The organism is Neiella holothuriorum (genome assembly GCF_019457915.1).
Lineage (GTDB): Bacteria > Pseudomonadota > Gammaproteobacteria > Enterobacterales > Neiellaceae > Neiella > Neiella holothuriorum.
Genome location: NZ_JAHZSS010000001.1, coordinates 244,839 through 265,234 on the forward strand (window position 1 = coordinate 244,839; position 20,396 = coordinate 265,234).

The following is a 20,396-nucleotide window of genomic DNA, read 5'->3' on the forward strand; positions in this document are numbered from 1 at the left end:
TGATTTTACGCATAGCCGCCGTAGCATGGCATATTGTTAGCAGGTTTCTGCGTTAAAAAATACACGAGTTATTCATGTGTAGGCTAGCGTAATTTGGTATCGATGGATTGATTATCAAAATTTGAGATGGCTGTTCGAGTGTCCTAATCTCATACAGAATCTTGGCAACAACACTGTTTAAGTATACAGTATCATTATGAATTCAGCGTCCCTCAGAAAAATCATCCATATCGACATGGATTGCTTTTTTGCCGCGGTTGAAATGCGTGAGCAACCGGCTCTGCGTCACTTGCCGGTGGCTGTGGGAGGCGCTTCAGATCGCCGTGGCGTGATTGCGACTTGCAACTACGAGGCTCGCCGTTATGGGGTGCGTTCGGCCATGGCCACATCGCAGGCATTGCGTTTATGCCCCAATCTCAACGTTGTGCCGGGGCGAATGGCGCTTTATAAAGACGTCTCGACCCAAATCCATCAGATCTTTCAACGTTATACACCGCACATTGAACCGCTGTCGCTGGATGAAGCCTATTTAGATGTGACCGACAGTAAACTGTTTCGTGGCAGTGCCAGTTTGTTAGCAGAGCAAATTCGTGCAGACATTCTGAAGGTCACCGGATTAACGGCATCCGCAGGAATTGCCCCTAATAAATTTCTAGCGAAAGTAGCGAGTGATTTAAATAAGCCCAATGGCCAATATGTGGTGGCGCCGCCGCAAATCGCAGAGTTTGTCAGGCGTTTACCGTTAGAGAAGATCCCCGGTGTTGGCAAAGCAACATTGGAACGGCTGCACCGCTTGAATTTGCGTGTGGCGGCAGATGTACAACAACAGCCGTTAGACGCGCTGATCAAGCAGTTTGGTAAGTTTGGTGTAGCGCTGCACGAAAGATGTTTTGGTCGCGATGAGCGCCCGGTCATGTCTGAGCGGATCCGCAAGTCCGTTGGTGTCGAAACCACATTACCTGACGATTTGATATCGCTGGCTGACTGCCAAGCGGTAGTGGATGAACTGCTACCGGATTTACTGCGTCGTATTGACCATGCCGAAGCCAGTCAGCGGATTGATCGCTGCGGGGTTAAATTGAAATTTTCGGATTTTCGTCAGACGACCGTTGAGCACAAGCAGTCGAGCGTTAGTCGAGCGAGTTTGCTGGAGTTGTTAGCGGAAGGCTATCAGCGGCGGAAGGGCAAAGGGATCCGTTTGGTTGGTATTTCCGTTGGCTTGCGCTCGACCAGCCAAACTCAGTTGGATTTGCCGTTTGCTTCATCATCTTAGGACTTGGTTTGGCTGATGGATTGGTCGTACTTGGCGATGTCGATCAGACGATGCAAATGCTGCTGCTAAATAAAAAGGCGCTTGGGTTTCCTCAAGCGCCTTTTTTGGGTGATGCTGCTCGGATTATTTTGCTGGAATGGCCTTCAGCAGCTCAACCAACAACGTCCAATAGTTGGCAACACTGCTGATCTGAACTTTCTCATCCGGTGAATGAGGGAACTTAATCGTTGGGCCAATGGACACCATATCGAGATCTGGATAAGAGGTTTTGAACAATCCACATTCGAGTCCAGCGTGAATGACCATGATTTTAGGTTCATCGTCAAAATGCTGTTGATAGACCTGACGAACCAGCCCCATGACCGGCGAGTCAGGGTTTGGAGCCCAACCTGGGTAGCAGCCGCTCATCTCAACCGATGCACCAGCGAGCAGCCATGTGCTGCTAATCGCTTGCTCCGTGTGTAAGCGAGCACTGTCGATCAGCGAGCGAATCAAGCACAGAACTTTGATGTGATCGTCTGCTGTGGTCACGACACCGAGATTACTTGACGTTTCAGTCACGCCATCGATTTGCTGGCTCATCGCCATAACACCGTTGGCCGTTGCCATCATCGCTTGAATGAACGTGGTGTAGCTGGCTTGGTTGAGTACCGCTTGCTGATCATCGGTTTCGGTCAGTGTGATACTCAGGTTTGGCTCTGATACCACCAACTCGTTGCGGAAAATGGCTTCAAGAGTCGTCAGTTGTTGTTGCAGTGCAGCTAAATCTGCGCAGCGAACAATCGCATTCGCATCACGAGGAATCGCATTACGCAATGAACCGCCGTTAAATGACACAAGCTCGATATCACCCTGTTGTTGTAGAGCAAACAGGGTACGTGCCAGCAGTTTGTTGGCATTGCCGCGCCCTAAATGAATATCAACACCAGAGTGACCGCCGCGTAAGCCGCCGATGGTAATGGTGGCCGCGTGAGGTAATTGGGCTGGCTCGCGAGTGATTGGAAAGCTGATGTTGGCATCAATACCGCCGGCGCAACCCATGTAGATTTCACCCTCTTGCTCAGAGTCGGTGTTGATCAAAATTGTGCCGGTCAATACGCCAGATTGAAGACCAAATGCACCGGTCATACCGGCTTCTTCATCAATGGTTAGTAATACTTCTAACGGGCCGTGGGCAATGTCATCGGCGGCCAATACCGCTAAGCAAGACGCCATGCCAATGCCGTTGTCGGCACCAAGGGTAGTGTCGTTGGCTTTTAGCCAGTCACCATCAATGACCGTCTCAATCGGATCCGTTTCAAAGTTGTGGCTACTGCTGACGCCTTTCTGCGGCACCATATCGATATGGGCTTGTAGCACAACCGTTTGTAAGTGCTCGCAACCTGCTGCTGCGGCTTTACGAATAATGACGTTACCCACTTCATCACGTTGCCAGTCCAGCTTTTGCTCGGTTGCCCATTGGCAGATCCAAGTCGCCAGCGCCTCTTCATGTTTGGATGGATGAGGAATGCTGCAAATGGATTCAAAGAATTGCCACAGCGCTGAAGGCTGCAGAGTTGATAGATTGGCCAATGGATGCTCCTGAAGCTCATGTGACACGTAAAAACGGTGGCGACAGTGTATGGAAGTAATAATCACTCGCCAATGGCTTGGCCTGAACCAAATGTCATCTCACTGTCATATTTTTTGAACAGTGGTGAATATTTAAGCATTCAAGCGGCTGGCTGCCACATGACCGTTTAAGTCTTGTGGCAGCCGTACTCAATAGCTGCTTATGCCTGCTCGGGTTGAGCATTTTCTGCGGGTTGCGATACCGGTGTTTTCTTGCGCCAGAAAGCCGCTAACGCCGAGCCGCTAATATTCATGACTGGGCCAAATACTGCTGGCGCCAATCCCATGGTGGCAACTTTACCCATTGCTACTGCTAAGCCCGATGCCAATCCACCGTTTTGCATGCCAACTTCAAACGACACACTGCGAGCTGATGCTTCATCCATGCCTGCAACCTTGGCCATCGTGTAACCAAGGATATAACCCAATATATTGTGAGCAATAACGGCAATGATTAATACGCCGCCAATGGTCAGCAGTGAATCGCGTCCTGTAGCCGTAATGACGGTAATGATTAACGCGATGGCGGCCATTGAAACAAACGGCATCACCTTGTTGATCAACTTGGAGTTGTTCTTAAAGAAGTGATTCACTAATACGCCGGCAATAATCGGCAAAATCACCATTTTGACAATGCTCCACAGCATGGCCAGTGGATCAATTTCGACAAATTGGTCAGCTAGTACGCTCATCAGTAATGGCGTCATGAGTGGCGCCAGTAAGGTGGCAACCGACGTTAGAGTCAGGGAGAGTGCTAGATTAGCACCAGAGATGTAGGCCATCACGTTCGATGCCATACCACTTGGAGAACAACCGACCAAAATAATGCCTGCGGCAATTTCTGGCGGTAAACCCGTCATCAGAGCCAAGCTCAAACCGATGATAGGCATGATGGTGAACTGACAAAGCACGCCAATGATCACGGCCTTGGGAGCCTTAATGACGGCCGAAAAATCTCGCCAACTCAATGAGCAGCCCATGCCAAACATGATGATCATGAGTAATGGGCCTATCAACCCATCTAATTTGAAATCGCCAATGTGAGTGAAGAATTGCGGAAAAAACATCGAAGCGGACACGGCCGCAAAGATATAAACGGTAAATGTCATGTTGTTGAAGTGCTGAGTTAATTTCACTCCAAAGGCTAATAGCAATAACGACAGCGTGATGACGATACCAGCCAACTCAACTTGATTTGATGCAACAAATAACGCTGCACCGGCAACTAAACCAGCCAAGCTAGTTAATAATAAAGGTTTTTTTAAAGCATCACTCATCAGTGTTTCCGTTTGTTAAAGTCAATAAACTGTGAAAAAGATACCGCTTTAGGTGGCGTAGGCTTCGAATAGTTCAGCCGTTCTTACCAATATTCGTGAATCCCAACAGTTTTGTATATGCACACAAAATTAGAGGGTTAAGTTACCGGCCAAAAAAATGTTGAGTCTTGCTAAACTTGCCGGTGCAAACATTACGCTACTGATTCAAATCAAAACAATGGTGCGCAGGGATTGGCAATTTTTTTTTCGCCGCTATCCTTAGCGGCTTTAAATTTTAATTGCAGCTAATTATAAAATAATCCGACAAGGCAACCACATGTTAGAGAAACTGTTCCAACTTAAGGCGCATGGCACCGATGTGCGCACGGAAGTGATCGCCGGGCTGACGACCTACTTGACGATGGCTTACATCATTTTCGTAAACCCAAATATCCTATCTGCAGCGGGTATGGATCAAGGTGCGGTGTTTGTTGCGACTTGTTTGGCTGCCGCGATTGGTTGTTTGATCATGGGCTTGTACGCCAATTACCCGATCGCGCAAGCGCCGGGTATGGGTTTGAACGCCTTCTTTACCTACGGTGTTGTCCTTGGCATGGGATACGAGTGGCAAGTTGCCCTCGGTGCCGTCTTCTTATCAGGCATCTGCTTTATTTTACTGAGCATCTTCAAGATTCGTGAGTGGATCATCGAAGCCATTCCACAACCGCTGCGCATTGGTATTGGCGCTGGTATCGGTTTGTTTCTGGGATTGATTGCCCTCAAAAATGCCGGTTTAGTTGTTGATAATCCAGCCACGCTAGTGGGCATGGGAGATATCACGTCGCCATCAGTGTTGTTGGCTGTTCTTGGCTTCTTCATGATTGTTGGTTTGGAGCATCGCCGCGTTAAAGGTGGTGTATTGATTGCCATCTTAGTGGTTACTGCGCTGTCTGTTATTTTGGGTCTGCAAGAATACGGTGGGGTTGTTTCTATGCCGCCAAATCCTGCGCCAACCTTTATGCAGCTCGACATTATGGGCGCGTTAGAAGTGTCGATGATCAGTGTGATTTTCGCCTTCTTGTTTGTTGATTTGTTCGATACTGCCGGTACCTTAATGGCCGTTGCTCAACGCGGTAATCTGCTCGACAAAGACGGCAAACTGCCTCGCTTGCGCAAAGCCTTGCTAGCAGATTCAACTGCCACTGTTGCTGGTTCTATTCTGGGCACTTCAAGTACCACGTCATACATTGAAAGTGGCGCGGGTGTGGCTGAAGGCGGACGTACTGGTTTAACCGCTGTTGTGGTGGGTTTGTTGTTCTTGCTGTCACTATTCCTTGCGCCGTTGGCCGGTATGGTACCTGCGTATGCTACAGCAGGTGCATTGTTCTACGTTGCGGTGCTCATGCTGTCAGGCTTGGCACGTGTGAACTGGGAAGATTTGACCGAAGCCGCACCAGCCGCTGTTGTGGCAATCATGATGCCGCTTACATTTTCAATCGCCAATGGCATCGCCCTTGGTTTTGTTAGCTATGCTGTAATCAAACTGTTCAGCGGCCGCGCGAAAGACGTGTCTATCGCTGTTTGGGTATTGGCGGCATTGTTTGTCGTTAAGCTAATGATTTTCGGCCATTAATTGTAAAAGGGTTCCACTATGGGATTTGCTAGTTCGAAGCAATTTTTTGTGTCGTGGGAAGAACTACACCGCGCCACTCGTGAGCTGGCCTCACGCCAATTACCAGCCTCCCAATGGAAGGGAATTATCGCCGTCACTCGTGGTGGTTTGGTTCCTGCGAGTATTTTGGCGCGAGAACTGAATCTTCGATTGATCCAAACGGTATGCATTACTAGCTATGTTCATGATGAACAGCAAAAGCAGCTGAAAGTACTGAGTGCTGCGGAAGGTGATGGCGAAGGCATGCTTGTTGTTGATGACTTGGTGGATACGGGGAATACCGCGAAGAAAATTCGTGAGATGTACCCGAAAGCCAAATTCATTACGGTATATGCCAAGCCGCAAGGTCGTGATTTGGTGGATGAGTACATTGCTGATGTAGGGCAAGACACTTGGATTGAGCTGCCATGGGATATGCAACTCAATTATAGCGATCCAATCTGCAAATCCGATAGCATCGATTAACTGGAGTTTTTATCGTGACGTGGCAACCAGATATGAAAGAAGATGGCGCAGGCAAAGGCATGCAGCGCAAGCAAGCTTCGGAAACATCGTCGGTTGCCAACAGCCTGGCTCATGAGCGCACCGCTCAGCCTGGCTGGTATCGGCAAATGCAAGTATTCAAGTGGGCTTGGCAAGGCTTAGATCCATTGCTGTTGCAAGAAGTCCAAGCTCGCATTGCTGTTTCTACCAACAAACGAACCCACGACGATCTGATTGATACCGTCATCGGTTACCGTCCCGGTAACTGGAATTACGAATGGTCGCAAGAAGGCGCGCTACGAATGCATGATGGCAAAGCGGCTTTGGCGGCTGGCGAACGCGACGCGGCACGTAAGCATTTCCTCCAATCATGTTTGTTTTACACCATCGCGGGTTATCCGCACTTACGCGGCGATATGTTAGCAGAAGATGCTCACGTGCTGGCTAATCAAGCTTATCAGCACGCCGGTACGTTGATGATCAACCCGCTGCAAACCGTCAAAGTGCCGTACCAAGGCAAAGAATTGCAATGCTATCTTCATTTGCCGAAAAGTGATGATCCGGTTCCTTTAGTGATCATGGCGGGCGGCGGTGACTCGCTTCAGTCTGATTATTTCCGAGTGTTTCGGGATTATCTTGGGCCTTTAGGGATTGCCGTTCTGGGCGTTGATATGCCGGGAGTCGGTTACGCCGAACACTGGACGCTGGAGCAAGATACCAGTGCTCTTCATTTGCAGGTGCTACAGCACATTAAAAGCAGCCCTTGGGTCAATAGTCGAAAAATAGCTATGGTTGGCATGCGCGCAGGTGGTCACGCCGCAGTGCGAGCTGCTTATATGGCGCCAGAATCATTGGCGGCGGTGGTAGCGATTGGCGCCCCTGTACACGAAGCTATGGTGGACAAACACCTCACCAGCAAAGTGCCGCAAATGTTGCTTGATCAGTGGGCCTCACGCCTTGGTATGGATGCGGCGTACCCTGAATTGATGATGGCGACGGTTGCCAATTTTTCATTGCGTCGACAAGGCTTACTTGGTGTGCGTCGAACACCTGTGCCAATGTTAGCGTTAGCGCACCCAGATGATGACTATGGCACCATGGCAGATGCCAGCCTCATTGCATCGAGTTCTGAGCGTGGTGAGCTAAAACAGTTAAAACGGCCAACTTTTGCTTCGTCCATCGACACCGCTTTTGCGACAACGGCCAAATGGCTGACACAGCAGTTGCTGTAGCCCATTTATAACATCATCCCAACATTAGTATTTACCTGCTGCTCTCACGAAACTTATTGAGTTTTATTCATTTTTTTCGCAAAAAACTTTTTTATTTGTAAGCATTATGTAAAAGTGGCCTTCCATACTTGCGTAAACATAAAAGTGTGCTAGCTGCTTTATTATGGATTTAGTCAATAATTTAAAGTTACGAAGTGCCGGTTTGGCGGCCTCTGGCGCCCAGGGAACTGTGTCTCAGATCTCTGAACTTGCGCGTCGTAATATTGAGCTGCTAGCTTCGCGACTCGAGTTGGTTGAAGATCAGTGGCGCGCTCACTATCAAGACTTATCCCTCTATTCTCTGCTCCAGCCTATCGTCGGCTACTCCCATCAATCGATCATCGGTTGTGAAGCGTTATTGCGAGGCGAGGATGTGCACGGCTCCACAGTGATGCCTGCGCAACTGTTTGCGCCAACGGCTACCTCCGACAACGAACTGCGTTTGCTAGAGCGCTTATCTCGCTTACTGCACATTGCTAACTTCTCGACATTCGATTCCTTTTCCGGCTGGTTATTCATCAATTTATCGCCGCAATTGATTGCCGATGACAATGATGCTGATGACTTGGCTGCGGCACTTGAATGGGCCAAAGTTTCCCCGGCACGAGTGGTTATTGAATTGACCGAGCAAGCCTGTTATGACCCGCAAGGGTTGGTCAGTGCGGTGGCTCGATACCGCGCCTTAGGCTGCAAAGTAGCTATTGATGACTTTGGCGCAGGCCACTCCAACTTTGAGCGGATCTGGACCTTATTACCGGATATCGTCAAGCTCGATCGCAATATGGTGTTGCGGGCGACAAGCGAATTGGTGATTCAGCAAATGTTGCCCGGGTTGGTTAACCTTGTGCATCAAAGTGGTTCGCTCGTACTGGCCGAAGGCATAGAAACTGTTGAGCAAGCGATGCTGCTGTCCAACGCCGGTGTTGATATGGGGCAAGGTTATCTGTTTGGTTACCCTCGCAGAGAGTTACCCAACAACGATGATCTTCGTGTTCAAATGTCGAATTTATCGGTGCAATCACAACGCAGTTGGCGTCGGGATTGTGAACGCCGCCGCCGTTTGTATGACAATTTCAAACATCATATTCAGCAAACTGTCATGGGACTGCGTAATGGCCAGCCGCTCGATCGGGCTGCTCGCAGTTTGTTGCGTTTAAGCCATGTCCGTCGCTGCTATGTGCTCAATGATAAAGGCCGCCAAGAAGTGCTGGTTGAAGCGAGCCGGCTAGCCAGTTCGGTTTCCCCTCTGGCTCAAACGGGGAGTTCTGACTGGGGGCGCCGAAGCTATTTTCGTAATGCGATGGAATCGCAAGATCGCATGCACATCTCATCGCCTTATTTGTCGCTCTCCGATGGCTCCATGTGCCAAACCTTATCTGTTTATTTCCGCCGTGGTGGGCATGCTCAAGTCCTCTGTTGCGATATCGACCCCGATTAAAACTTGCCTGAAAAACCACCATCCCCTATTCTGGCTGGCCTCTATCAAATCGAAACTTCAACGTTAACAGCTTAATGATGAACAAACCCTCCGACTATCGCCGTATTGTGGTGAAGCTTGGTACTAGCGTACTCACTGGCGGCGGTAACCGCCTCGACAAAGCGCATATGGTTGAACTGGTTAGACAGTTGGCCGTTTTGCATCGCCAAGGGTGCGATATCATCGTGTGTACCTCTGGCGCTATTGCTGCCGGCCGCGAGCATTTAGGCTTCCCAGAATTGGCAGACACGGTGGCGAGTAAACAACTATTAGCTGCGGTTGGTCAGAGTCAATTGATTCAAGTTTGGGAGCAGTTATTCCAGCTCTATGGCATTCACGTTGGCCAAATGTTGCTAACCCGAGCGGATGTTGAGGATCGTGAGCGTTTTCTGAATGCGCGCGACACCATCAATGCTCTGCTTGCCCAACGAATTGTGCCCTTGGTCAATGAAAATGATGCCGTGGCAACGCAAGAAATCAAAGTGGGCGACAATGATAACTTGTCGGCGCTGGTGTCTGTGTTAGCAGAAGCTGATTTGTTGATGCTGTTGACCGATCAGCCCGGCTTATTTAATGCCGATCCGCGCAGTAACCCTGATGCTGAATTGATTGCTGAAGTGGAGCATATTGACGACACCTTAAGGCAACTGGCCGGTGATAGCGTTTCAGGTTTAGGAACCGGTGGCATGGCAACTAAACTGCAAGCTGCGGATGTTGCTCGCCATGGCGGCGTTGATGTGGTGATCGCAGCAGGTCATCAGCCTGAAGTGATCACCAACCTTTGGCAAGGTCAGCGCGTGGGCACTCGCTTTTCCGCCACGGCCAATTTGTCTGCCAGCCGTAAACGCTGGATCTTGGCCGGATTAGCTCCGGATGGTGATGTGATCATCGACAGCGGTGCAATTCGAGCGTTGCGTGAGCGGGGCAGCAGCCTGTTACCGAAAGGTATTTTACGCGTCAACGGCTCATTTGATCGTGGTGACACAGTTAGAGTGCTCACCGAAGAGGGCGTGATTGTAGCCCGCGGGATCAGCCGCTACAGCGCAAGTGATTTAGATAAAATAAAACGCCAGCACTCCGACCAAATCATCCCATTATTGGGATATGAATATGGCTCTGTGGCGATTCACCGCAACGAATTAATTGTGGTGTGAATGCAATCGAGTTTGACAGCGCATGGCTCAGCCAGCTGTTGCTTAATTAATTGTAGATACGGAAAGAAAATGACTGATTTAAATGCGATGGGACAGGCCGGACGACAAGCAAGTTATCAGCTTGCGGGCTTATCGAGCAATGTCAAAAATGCGGCCCTTTTAAGCTTGGCCGATTTACTCGAACAACAAAGCGCGGCCATTTTGGCAGCCAATGCCCAAGACATTGAACAAGGCAAAAGTAATGGGTTAACCGATGCGTTGATCGATCGCTTACTGTTAACTGAAGAACGCTTAGGCGCCATTGCCGCTGACGTGCGCATGGTCGCCCATTTGGCCGATCCGGTTGGCGAAGAGTTTGACGCGAAAGTGCTCGAAAACGGCCTGCGTTTGCGCAAACGCCGAGTGCCAGTCGGTGTACTTGGTGTTATCTATGAAGCACGGCCAAACGTCACGATTGATGTGGCGGCACTTAGTTTGAAAACGGGCAATGCCTGCATCTTGCGTGGCGGTAAAGAAACCACCCACTCAAACAAAGCATTAACAGCCGTTATTCAACAAGCACTCGAGCTACATGGCATTGATGGCAACGCTGTTCAGTCGATTAACGATCCAGATCGAGCGCTCGTGACTCAGCTGCTCAAACTCGACCGCTATGTCGACATGATCATTCCGCGCGGTGGTAAAGGCTTGCACCAATTGTGTATTGAGCAAGCAACGATTCCGGTGATCACCGGCGGCATTGGTATTTGCCATGTATTTGTTGATCAATCTGCTCAGCAAGATGGCGCCATAGCGATTATTGAAAATGCCAAAGTACAGCGCCCTAGCGTGTGCAATGCGCTTGATACGCTGCTGGTTCATCAGGCCATTGCTGCAGAGTTTTTGCCGAAGGTGGCAACGCAGTTGCATCAGTCGGGTGTGGAATTACGTTTAGATCCGGCGAGCCAACAAATTCTGGCAAGTCACGACATTAAAAAACAAGCGGCAGGGCCGGATGATTACGATCAGGAATGGTTGTCGCTGACGTTATCGGTGCGAGTTGTTGATGATTTGAATATGGCAATTGACCACATTCGTGAACATTCTACGCAGCACTCCGATGCCATCCTGACTGAAACGCTGGCGAGTGCGAACACCTTTGTTGGCGCGGTTAACTCTGCTGCTGTTTATGTCAACGCATCGACTCGATTTACCGATGGCTCTCAGTTTGGTCTTGGTGCTGAAGTTGCGGTGTCGACCCAAAAACTGCATGCCCGTGGGCCAATGGGCTTAACCGAGCTGACTACCTATAAGTGGATTGGTGAAGGTGATCAATTGATTCGCAGCTAAGGCGGCCAATCATCAAACAAAAAACGCGCCATTTGGCGCGTTTTTTTATCCCCAGCTTCGAACTGGACCTGAGTCTAAGTGCAGAAAGCCGCTTTTGGGGTAATAGCCAACACCGCCGGCTTTCAGCGATATGGCGGCTTTACGCGCGGTTGCTAGCGACAAGCCAGGAAAGCCAACATCAATGGCTTGGCCTTTCATGTGGTAACTCTTCTTGGCAACGCCATTACTATTTTGACGCAGCTTTTCATTGGTTTTTGGAGAGCGATAACCACCAATAATCTGCATGTGCTTGCGGTAACCAAACTGGCTACTTAACAAATACAGCTGATCTAATACGTTGGGATCCATCGCCAATACTTCGCCGGTACGAAAATCGCGAAGCAGATAGCTTAACTCTGTCATCACATCATTAATGTACTGACCATTTTCAAAATACACTAAGTTCGCCGATTCGCCGGTGTGAATATGGGTCATGGCCAGTTGGCGAACGTTATTGCTGGCTTTGGTTGCGGCTGCTAGCGCAACTGCCGGTGTGCCAAAACCTGCCGCAACCGCGATACCGCCTGCCGCCGCCATAAAGCGACGTCTTGAAATACCTTGTTTGTTCATGTCCGTTACCTGTGATTTCTTAAAACAACTACAAACCACCTTGGTTTGGCCTAAAGATAATAGACTGCCGATTTTGGAATAAGTTCAACTTTTAATCAGCCAATAAACGCCATGCCGGGTCGTTTAGAATTGATTATTTTTGCGGATGCTTTGGGCTGATTTGAGGTGTTCGGTGTGTATACTTAGCGGGCTACATAAAGCTCCAAATAACCATAAGAGAAGATTATGAAAAGGCTACCGTTAGACAAATATTTTCCGAATGTTAGCACGCTGTCCTATGGCTGTATGGGCTTGGGCGGTGAGTGGCATGGCGAAGACATTAATGACAGTGATGTGAGGCTAGCGCATCAGGTTGTTGATACCTTGCTCGATATTGGCGTCAATCATATTGATCACGCCGATATTTATCGGACCGGCAAAGCAGAAAAAGTGTTTGGCCGTGTCTTGGCCGAACGGCCAGAGTTGCGCGAACAACTCACCATTCAATCCAAATGTGGGATTCGCTTTGCCGATGGGCAGGGGCCAAATCGCTACGATTTTTCTGAGCAGTGGATTCTGCAGAGCGTCGACAATATTTTGCAGCGCCTTAACATCGAACAGCTCGACACTTTATTGCTGCATCGGCCTGATCCTCTAATGGAGTACGACGATGTGGCCAGTGCTTTCGAGAAACTCACCGATTCAGGCAAGGTGCGCTATTTCGGTGTGTCGAACATGAATGTTAGTCAAATTGAGTTTTTGCAGCGTCACTTGCCCGACCAACTGATCGTCAATCAACTGGAAATGAGCCTGACCAATTTAGGATGGGCTGAAGATGGTATTTTGGTGGCAAACCCCGACGGTGCGAACGTGAACTTCGCCAGCGGCATGCTCGAATACTGTCAAACACATGAGATACAGCTGCAGTCATGGGGAAGTTTGTCGCAAGGCCTGTTCTCGGGTAGGAATCTAGAAGGGCAGTCTGCTCATATTCATGAAACAGCGGCCAAAGTGGCGCACTACGCCGGTTTGTATCAAGTGAGTAAAGAAGCCATTGTGCTGGCATTCTTAACGCGTCACCCTGCAAATATTCAGCCCGTTATTGGCACCGTGAACCCCGATCGAATTCGCGCCTGCGCAGATCTTGAGCGGGTTACATTAAGCCGCGAGCATTGGTATGACTTATTGCTCGCAGCCCGAGGTAAAGATGTGCCATAACGTCATCACCGACTCATCATGGTTGGTGGCGGCAGATTAAGTTAAAACGCCTTTTAAAGGCCAACCAAGGTTTGGCCTTTGGGGTGGTTTTATCGACTGGTTTCGTGATCGCAGCTAGATTCCCGCAGCTTGTTATCATTTCTATTAACACAATTTGATCCATCACAGGGTTAGCGCGCTCTAGTGAACTAGAGTTAAATGGACTGTATGCACTACAAAACAAGTGCTTAGGACGCAATTGAATGTACGATTCAGAGTTAGTGGATAGCCCCGCCTACCAGCGCATTAAGCAGGTATATTTTGGTCGGGCCGATCGGCATTTCACCCTCAAAAGAGGCAAGACGCTGCTGGAGCAGGGCGAGTTTAATGACAAGCTCTACCTGATCTTAGAAGGCGTTATTGTGGGTTACCAAAGCATTGACGATGAGCCGGTTGAGATTTTTCGCTCCGGCCCCGACATGTTTATCGGCCTGCAAAGCTTCTTTGGTCGCAGCCATCGCAGCTATTCAAAAGTGGTGGCCGAAACCGAGTGTTCAATGGCGTACATCGAACTCACCACGCCCGCTGAAGACGAATACCAATATGGCTCGCTCATCGAGCAATTTAACCCGGTTATTGTTAACGCACTCGTCACTCGTCAGCTGCGCTCAAGCCATGCTGCACTGGAAAAACAACGCACCCAAAAGCGCCTGATCCAGGCTGAAAAAATGTCGACCCTTGGCCAGTTATCCGCCGGCCTTGCCCATGAGTTAAACAACTCCATTGGCGTGCTAGCGCGGAAATCTGAATACATTGGTGAATTCTTTGAACAATACCTACGCGAGCGAGAGACCAAGCAGTTTGCATTTTTTAAAAGTGGGCTGACCGAAGGGCAGCGCCTTAGCAGCTCGGAGATCCGTCAGCGAACCCGAGACTTTCAAAGCAAGCTTGGGGTTAGCAAAGACACTGCAAAATTGCTGGCGAAAATGGCTTCCACCATGGATGACGTCAGCGTGCTCGACAAGCAAGTGCTCAAAAGCTTAGAGCAGGTCGCTAGCTTCTGGCAGCTTGGCGTTGATTTTCATGACATGCAGGTCGCCGCAAAACATGCCACAGGCATTGTTAAATCGGTCAAGATCTTAGGCGGAGGTAATTTTGAGCGTACCCATGATGTATCGGTGACCGAGTCCATCGAGCAAGCCTTGTCACTACTGAAAAGTAACCTGCGGCCGGTGCATCTCGATGTTAAGTGGGCTGAGCTGCCGCTGATTTACGGCAACCTCACTGAGTTGATTCAGATTTGGGTCAACATCATTAAAAATGCTTGTGATGCGATGGAGCAGGCGGGTACCGAAGCGCCGCAAATTAACGTCAAAACGCGACTGCTTAATGGCTATGTGGCGGTGGTTATTACCGACAATGGCCCGGGCATTCCCGACGACTTAAAAGACAAAATTTTCCAACCCAACTTCACCACTAAAAAGAACGGTTTGCAGTTTGGTTTGGGCTTAGGTTTATCAATTGTATTGCGACTGGTGGAACGATACAGCGGTCGAATTGTGTTGAACAGTGCTCCCGGGAAAACCACCTTCTCGGTCACCCTACCAATACGGGAACGCGATGGACAAAATTAATATCATATGCGTTGATGATCAGCGAGAAGTACTGGATGCCGTTGTCCGCGATTTAGAGCCGCTAGAGCAGTGGTTCAACATTGAAGAATGTGAGTCGGCAGACGAGTGCCTAACCTTAATGGAAGAGCTGGATGATGAAGGCGCCATGATTGGATTGGTCATTTCGGATCATGTGATGCCGGGCAAGAGTGGCGTGGACATGCTCACCGAGATTGCTTCCGATAGTCGTTACCGTTTTACCCGAAAAATCTTATTAACCGGGTTAGCGAGTCATCAGGACACCATTGATGCCATTAACGGCGCAGGCGTTGACCGCTACTTTGAAAAGACTTGGAATCCGGAAGAGCTGATTGCGGCTTGTAAAGGGCTACTCACGCAATTTGTACTCGATTCGGGGCTCGACTATCAAACCATGTTGGGTGCATTAGACGTGCAGGTGCTTTATCAAAGCGGCCGCATGTAGATTTGGCTTTTTAACCAAATAGCCAAAGAGTCAAATAGCGACGTTAGCCAATAAAAAGGCCAGTCATATCATCATGACTGGCCTTTTTGTTTTTTGTGGCGCTAACTGAGTTAGAAGCGCGCTGTTATTTTAGCGTGGTAGTAACGACCCATAACGTCATAGACTTCTGGTACCGTGTTGGCATCGCTGTACGAGTATAGGTACGGCGGTGCTTTGTCGAACACGTTGTCGACACCGGCTGAAACAGACCACGTATCGTTGATGTGATAGCGACCTGATACATCGTTATAAGACACGGAACCTACTTCTGTTGTTAGGCCATAGGCTTCTTGATAGTAGTCATCAGTCATACCGTGAATGTAACGGTAGCGCCATGACGCATCCCAATCTTCACCACCAACCTTCAACGTTAAATTGTTTTTCCACTCTGCCCAGCCGCCGTTTAGACCGCTGATCTTGCCGGTGTAATCGATACCATCTTGCTTGTATTCGATTAAGTAGGCGGTATCTAACGTGGTGCTCCAATCCAGACCTGCAGCTTCAAACGCGTAGGTCAGGTTCATATCAACACCTGAAGTATCCATGCTTCCGACGTTCGTCAGTGGTGACTCCATGTAGTCAATTTCACCGGAGAACGATGAACGTTCAACACCCAAAACATCACAGGCTGAAGTATTGCCAGCGTAACAATTGTTGAGGTACGCCTGTGTATCAATACGGCTAATGGTGTTGGTGACTTCGGTTTGGAAGTAATCCACAGTTGCCGAGAATCCATCAAGGAATTCAGGGTTGTACACCACACCTAAGGTAAAGGTATCGGCTTCTTCTGGCTCTAAATTATCCGAGGTTGTCCACGTATTTTCGATTTGTGAATCGCCATAGGTGTAGCTGGTATCGCCAATTTCGGCATCACAGTTTTGATACGTTGCTGAATCGGCACTTAAATCACCGTAGCCACTACATGGATCGGCAAGGTAATCGAATGAGCTAACTTGGCCACCGTAAAGTTCATCAACCGTTGGAGCTCGGAATGCTGTGGAAACCACACCACGGAACATCAATTCAGGATTCACTCGCCAGGTAAGACCCACTTTCCAAGTGATGTCATCACCGAAGGTGCTGTAGTCGAAGTAACGGGCCGCAACTTCGGCAGTTAAATCTTCCACAAACGGTAAGTCAGCCAGTAATGGAATGGCAAATTCGGTGTATACCTGAGTGGTGTCATAGTGACCCGACGTTGGATCTTGCTGTGACGCACTGCCTTCACCGGCTACGGTAACGGCATCGGGTTGGTACCAACCTTTCTCGCGACGATATTCAACACCGGAAGCAAATCCAACGGTACCGGCAGGCATTTCCCATGCCTCACCTGATACATTGAAGTTCACGACGTTCATTTCGTTGCCGCCGGTGGCTTGGTCGGTATACGTAACGTAGTCAACCACGTCTTGTGATAACTCACCTTCAGGCACAAACCAGTCACCACACGGGATGTCCGGATCATTTTCACAAATCGACGGATCAACCGTTTCACCTACTTTTTTAAGGTTGATGTAGTTGCTGGAGCGATCGGTTGAATCGTTGCGGCCATAGACGTAAGACAAATCCCAATCCAGTCCGCCAGCAAAATCAACAGAACCCTGCAAGCCCGTTACTAAGCGAATGGTGTCGGTGGTTTGGTCAAAAATACGGGGGCCGGCTTCGGTCATGCGGCGACGATATTCGACGTCGGTACCGAACGTGTTGCCCGGAGCATCTTCATCAATGATCAAACCTGAAATTGGCTCGGCTGCCATCTGCTGGGTAGAAGTACGTTTGGTGTACATGCTTTCCATGAACACAGTAAGATCCGAATGGATGTCGTAACTACCGTTGGCAAATACACTGATCCGCTCTTGCGGCGTGTACAGGTAAGACTGCTCGGCGTAGTTGTAATACTCGTACTGATCGACCCAATTGCCGTCTTCATCGAGCTGCTTCCAACCGGTACCGTCATTCACTGTGCCGCCAGGGATCCGCGAACTACCGCTTTGGCAAACACCGTCATCGTCAAACGCGTTATCGGGACACTTAGAAAAGTCACGATCGCGTTGCATGGCTTCGCCACGGTCAACGTAGCTCATGCCAAACATAAAGCTGCCGCGATCAGTGGTGCCGCCGGCAATAAGGCTCACTTCGCCTGTATTTGCATCGCCCTCGGCTGAACCGGCATAACCGGTGACCAACTGGACGCCTTCAAAATCTTTTTTGGTGATGATGTTAACCACACCAGCGATAGCATCAGAGCCGTAAATGGCTGATGCACCGTCTTTTAGAATTTCTACGCGTTCAATGGACGCGACTGGAATCGTGTTTAAGTCAACGGACGAATCGGCACCCACGCCGGAATTCACCATACGGCGACCATTAACCAACACCAAGGTGCGCTGCTCACCTAAGCCGCGCAAGTTAATGCGTGCGGCACCGTTGCCGCCATTGTTGCTTGCTGCACCCGTTGCCATACCGTTGGATGCTACGTTTTGTTGCAAGATCTGCTCGACCGAGGTGAAACTACCAAGCTCAATATCTTCCGCGCTGATGATGCTAAGCGGGCTTGCTGTTTCCATGTCGGTACGTTTGATGCGAGAGCCTGTTACCGCAACGCGCTCAATGTCTTCGGTGACTTGGGCTTCTTCTGCGAGCGCTGTCGGCGCAATCGCTGGAACACTGAGCGCACACATGGTGGCTAGTGCTATCGGCGATAATTTTGAATAGTTATGCATTTTCTCAATCCCAAAGATTTATTGTCATTTGTAAGTGCAGGCTATTGCCAGCTGCTAAGCGCAATCGTTTTGTTGCGTTGCTGCCGCATACTCTTGAAGCACCTTGTTAAATGCAATCTGCGGAAAATTTTTCTAATATTTCAGTTTTGTTAAGGCGTGGTTTGTTGCTAACAGGCTGGTTATTACATTTAGCGGTTTGTGCTGATTGGTAAGATATTGGCGGGGGAAATGACGTGCTGGCTGATCAGTTGTCAGTTAATTCAGCTGTCGGGTTTGTTAAATGTAAAAGTTCTTGCGATGAACCTAAATCGTGATGTGGATCACGTTATTTGCAGTTATTAACGTGAGCTGGAACACAAATAAATCTGTTTCGGTTGGGCTTGTAAAGGAGCATCAAGGCGTTTAATGTTGCCAGCAACTTGCCGAAGAGCGTCATCACGTTTTCTTTGCGCAGGCCACAATAAAAAAGCTCTTGCAGAAATTCGAGCCATAATATGATGGACTTAGCCACCTCTTACCAAACTGAATCCTTATGCATGATCAAAAACGCCCACTGTATTTACCCTACGCAGGCCCCGTATTACTTGAAACTTCACTGCTAAATAAAGGCAGTGCATTTAGTCAGCAAGAGCGGCGCGCCTTTAATTTAGAAGGTCTACTGCCGCAGGCCATTGAAACAATTGAAGAACAAGCCAAGCGCGCCTACCAGCAATTTGCTGCATTTGAATCCGATATCGACAAACACATTTACTTGCGCAACATCCAAGATACTAATGAAACGCTGTTCTACCGGTTAGTGAATGCGCATATTAGTGAAATGATGCCGATTATTTACACGCCAACGGTTGGCCATGCGTGTGAAATGTTTTCCAGCATTTACCGACGCGCTCGGGGTTTATTTATCTCCTATCCGGATCGCGACCGAATTGACGACATTCTTAATAATGCCACCCGCCATAACGTCAAAGTGATTGTGGTGACCGATGGTGAGCGTATCCTCGGTCTTGGCGATCAAGGGATTGGCGGCATGGGCATCCCGATTGGTAAGTTATCGTTGTATACCGCCTGTGGTGGTATTAGCCCTGCTTATACCTTGCCGGTGGTGCTGGATGTTGGCACTAATAATCGCCAGCGGCTTGATGATCCTATGTACTTGGGCTGGCGCCATGAGCGTATTAGTGGCGATGAGTACACTGAGTTCGTTGATAAATTCATTGATGCGGTGAAGATCCGTTGGCCCGAGGCCTTGGTGCAGTTTGAAGATTTTGCCCAAAACAATGCCATGCCATTGTTGTCACGCTATAAAGATGAAATTTGCTGTTTTAATGATGACATTCAAGGCACCGCTGCGGTCACCGTTGGCTCGCTCCTTGCCGCTTGTAAAGCAGCAGGCAGAGCACTAAAAGATCAAACCATTTGTTTTCTTGGTGCCGGCTCCGCAGGTTGCGGTATTGCCGAAGCGATTGTTGCGCAAATGGTGGCCGAAGGCCTGCCGGATGCAGATGCTCGTGCGCAAGTGTACATGGTTGACCGCTGGGGACTATTAACTGACGACATGGCTAATTTGCTGCCATTCCAGCAAGTGTTGGTACAAGCGAAATCAGACTTAGGCCAATGGCCGGTTGATATGAACATGATTTCACTACTGGATGTGGTGACGCATGCTAAACCGACCGTGTTGATTGGTGTTTCGGGTGCGCCGGGTTTGTTTACCGAGCAGGTAATCAAAACCATGGCCGAGAACTGTGAACAACCCATTGTGATGCCATTGTCTAACCCAACCAGTCGAGTTGAAGCGCGCCCTGTGGACGTGATCAACTGGACTGAAGGCAAAGCGTTAGTCGCCACCGGTTCGCCATTTGCGCCGGTTTCTTATGATGGCGAACTCATTGAAATTGCCCAGTGCAATAACAGCTACATTTTCCCAGGTATTGGCTTGGGCGTGTTGGCATCACAAGCAACTCGGGTGACTGACAATATGCTGATGGCTTCGAGTCGAGCGTTGGCCGAGTGTTCTCCGTTAGCCGCAGAAGGCAAAGGCGCGTTACTGCCGCCGTTGGAAGAAATTCAACAGGTGAGTCGTCGCATTGCCTTTGCGGTGGGTAAAGCTGCGATGGCGGATGATGTTGCGGTGCAAACCGATGATGAAGTGCTTCAGCAGAGTATTGAACACTGGTTCTGGCAGCCAGAGTATCGCCATTACAAACGCACGTCATTCTAACCCAG

At 49.3% G+C, this 20,396-nt stretch carries 15 protein-coding genes; 11 read left to right on the plus strand and 4 right to left on the minus strand.

Going from position 1 to position 20,396, the window contains the following annotated elements:
- The first annotated feature begins 196 nt into the window (after window positions 1-196).
- Complete coding sequence (gene dinB / locus K0504_RS01125) at window positions 197-1,273, plus strand: DNA polymerase IV (protein ID WP_220102297.1); 1,077 nt, start codon at window positions 197-199, stop codon at window positions 1,271-1,273.
- 123 nt (window positions 1,274-1,396) lie between these two features.
- Here the strand turns inward: dinB and K0504_RS01130 are convergent, their stop codons facing one another.
- The gene (locus tag K0504_RS01130; RefSeq protein ID WP_220102298.1) at window positions 1,397-2,845 is read right to left on the minus strand and encodes an aminoacyl-histidine dipeptidase; all 1,449 of its coding nucleotides are present in this window, start codon (window positions 2,843-2,845) and stop codon (window positions 1,397-1,399) included.
- Between the two features lie 200 nt (window positions 2,846-3,045).
- Window positions 3,046-4,161: a bile acid:sodium symporter family protein gene (locus K0504_RS01135; RefSeq protein ID WP_220102299.1), complete on the minus strand. Its 1,116-nt coding sequence runs from the start codon at window positions 4,159-4,161 to the stop codon at window positions 3,046-3,048.
- A 316-nt stretch (window positions 4,162-4,477) separates the two neighbouring features.
- Here K0504_RS01135 and K0504_RS01140 point away from each other — a divergent pair, with 316 nt between their 5' ends.
- From K0504_RS01140 to K0504_RS01165, 6 genes are all read left to right on the plus strand, one after another.
- Entirely contained in the window at window positions 4,478-5,773 is a 1,296-nt protein-coding gene (locus tag K0504_RS01140; protein ID WP_220102300.1) for an NCS2 family permease, read from the plus strand.
- Between the two features lie 18 nt (window positions 5,774-5,791).
- Entirely contained in the window at window positions 5,792-6,277 is a 486-nt protein-coding gene (gene gpt, locus K0504_RS01145; protein WP_220102301.1) for a xanthine phosphoribosyltransferase, read from the plus strand.
- Between the two features lie 14 nt (window positions 6,278-6,291).
- Window positions 6,292-7,527, plus strand: a complete 1,236-nt coding sequence (locus tag K0504_RS01150; protein ID WP_220102302.1) for an alpha/beta hydrolase — start codon at window positions 6,292-6,294, stop codon at window positions 7,525-7,527.
- A gap of 163 nt (window positions 7,528-7,690) precedes the next feature.
- A complete protein-coding gene (locus K0504_RS01155; protein ID WP_220102303.1) occupies window positions 7,691-9,004 on the plus strand; it encodes a sensor domain-containing phosphodiesterase in 1,314 nt (437 codons plus the stop codon).
- Between the two features lie 74 nt (window positions 9,005-9,078).
- On the plus strand, window positions 9,079-10,197 hold the full coding sequence (gene proB, locus K0504_RS01160) for a glutamate 5-kinase (protein WP_404822979.1): 1,119 nt from the start codon (window positions 9,079-9,081) through the stop codon (window positions 10,195-10,197).
- A gap of 69 nt (window positions 10,198-10,266) precedes the next feature.
- Complete coding sequence (locus tag K0504_RS01165) at window positions 10,267-11,526, plus strand: glutamate-5-semialdehyde dehydrogenase (protein WP_220102304.1); 1,260 nt, start codon at window positions 10,267-10,269, stop codon at window positions 11,524-11,526.
- A 45-nt stretch (window positions 11,527-11,571) separates the two neighbouring features.
- On the opposite strand, the gene K0504_RS01170 is transcribed toward K0504_RS01165, so the two are convergent.
- Complete coding sequence (locus K0504_RS01170) at window positions 11,572-12,135, minus strand: DUF882 domain-containing protein (RefSeq protein WP_220102305.1); 564 nt, start codon at window positions 12,133-12,135, stop codon at window positions 11,572-11,574.
- Between the two features lie 225 nt (window positions 12,136-12,360).
- Here K0504_RS01170 and K0504_RS01175 point away from each other — a divergent pair, with 225 nt between their 5' ends.
- The 3 genes from K0504_RS01175 (at window position 12,361) to K0504_RS01185 (ending at window position 15,408) form a co-directional block, all read left to right on the plus strand.
- Window positions 12,361-13,332 carry an aldo/keto reductase gene (locus K0504_RS01175; protein WP_220102306.1) on the plus strand — a complete coding sequence of 324 codons (972 nt, stop codon included), beginning with the start codon at window positions 12,361-12,363 and terminating at the stop codon, window positions 13,330-13,332.
- A gap of 242 nt (window positions 13,333-13,574) precedes the next feature.
- Window positions 13,575-14,945 carry an ATP-binding protein gene (locus tag K0504_RS01180; RefSeq protein WP_220102307.1) on the plus strand — a complete coding sequence of 457 codons (1,371 nt, stop codon included), beginning with the start codon at window positions 13,575-13,577 and terminating at the stop codon, window positions 14,943-14,945.
- The gene (locus K0504_RS01185; protein ID WP_220102308.1) at window positions 14,932-15,408 is read left to right on the plus strand and encodes a response regulator; all 477 of its coding nucleotides are present in this window, start codon (window positions 14,932-14,934) and stop codon (window positions 15,406-15,408) included. The genes K0504_RS01180 and K0504_RS01185 overlap by 14 nt, the downstream gene beginning before the upstream one ends.
- A gap of 110 nt (window positions 15,409-15,518) precedes the next feature.
- On the opposite strand, the gene K0504_RS01190 is transcribed toward K0504_RS01185, so the two are convergent.
- The gene (locus K0504_RS01190) at window positions 15,519-18,170 is read right to left on the minus strand and encodes a TonB-dependent receptor (protein ID WP_220102309.1); all 2,652 of its coding nucleotides are present in this window, start codon (window positions 18,168-18,170) and stop codon (window positions 15,519-15,521) included.
- Between the two features lie 532 nt (window positions 18,171-18,702).
- On the opposite strand from K0504_RS01190, the gene K0504_RS01195 reads away from it, so the two are divergent.
- Window positions 18,703-20,391, plus strand: coding sequence for an NAD-dependent malic enzyme (locus tag K0504_RS01195; RefSeq protein WP_220102310.1), 1,689 nt, complete (start codon window positions 18,703-18,705; stop codon window positions 20,389-20,391).
- The last annotated feature ends 5 nt before the right edge of the window (window positions 20,392-20,396 follow it).

Bases quoted from the DNA above. Each gene is read 5' to 3' on its own strand.
- K0504_RS01175 (WP_220102306.1), top strand. From the start codon at position 12,361: ATGAAAAGGCTACCGTTAGACAAATATTTTCCGAATGTTAGCACGCTG.
- K0504_RS01190 (WP_220102309.1), bottom strand. From the start codon at position 18,170: ATGCATAACTATTCAAAATTATCGCCGATAGCACTAGCCACCATGTGT.
- K0504_RS01195 (WP_220102310.1), top strand. From the start codon at position 18,703: ATGCATGATCAAAAACGCCCACTGTATTTACCCTACGCAGGCCCCGTA.
- gpt (WP_220102301.1), top strand. From the start codon at position 5,792: ATGGGATTTGCTAGTTCGAAGCAATTTTTTGTGTCGTGGGAAGAACTA.
- dinB (WP_220102297.1), top strand. From the start codon at position 197: ATGAATTCAGCGTCCCTCAGAAAAATCATCCATATCGACATGGATTGC.
- K0504_RS01140 (WP_220102300.1), top strand. From the start codon at position 4,478: ATGTTAGAGAAACTGTTCCAACTTAAGGCGCATGGCACCGATGTGCGC.
- K0504_RS01135 (WP_220102299.1), bottom strand. From the start codon at position 4,161: ATGAGTGATGCTTTAAAAAAACCTTTATTATTAACTAGCTTGGCTGGT.
- K0504_RS01180 (WP_220102307.1), top strand. From the start codon at position 13,575: ATGTACGATTCAGAGTTAGTGGATAGCCCCGCCTACCAGCGCATTAAG.
- K0504_RS01170 (WP_220102305.1), bottom strand. From the start codon at position 12,135: ATGAACAAACAAGGTATTTCAAGACGTCGCTTTATGGCGGCGGCAGGC.
- proB (WP_404822979.1), top strand. From the start codon at position 9,079: ATGATGAACAAACCCTCCGACTATCGCCGTATTGTGGTGAAGCTTGGT.
- K0504_RS01185 (WP_220102308.1), top strand. From the start codon at position 14,932: ATGGACAAAATTAATATCATATGCGTTGATGATCAGCGAGAAGTACTG.
- K0504_RS01155 (WP_220102303.1), top strand. From the start codon at position 7,691: ATGGATTTAGTCAATAATTTAAAGTTACGAAGTGCCGGTTTGGCGGCC.
- K0504_RS01165 (WP_220102304.1), top strand. From the start codon at position 10,267: ATGACTGATTTAAATGCGATGGGACAGGCCGGACGACAAGCAAGTTAT.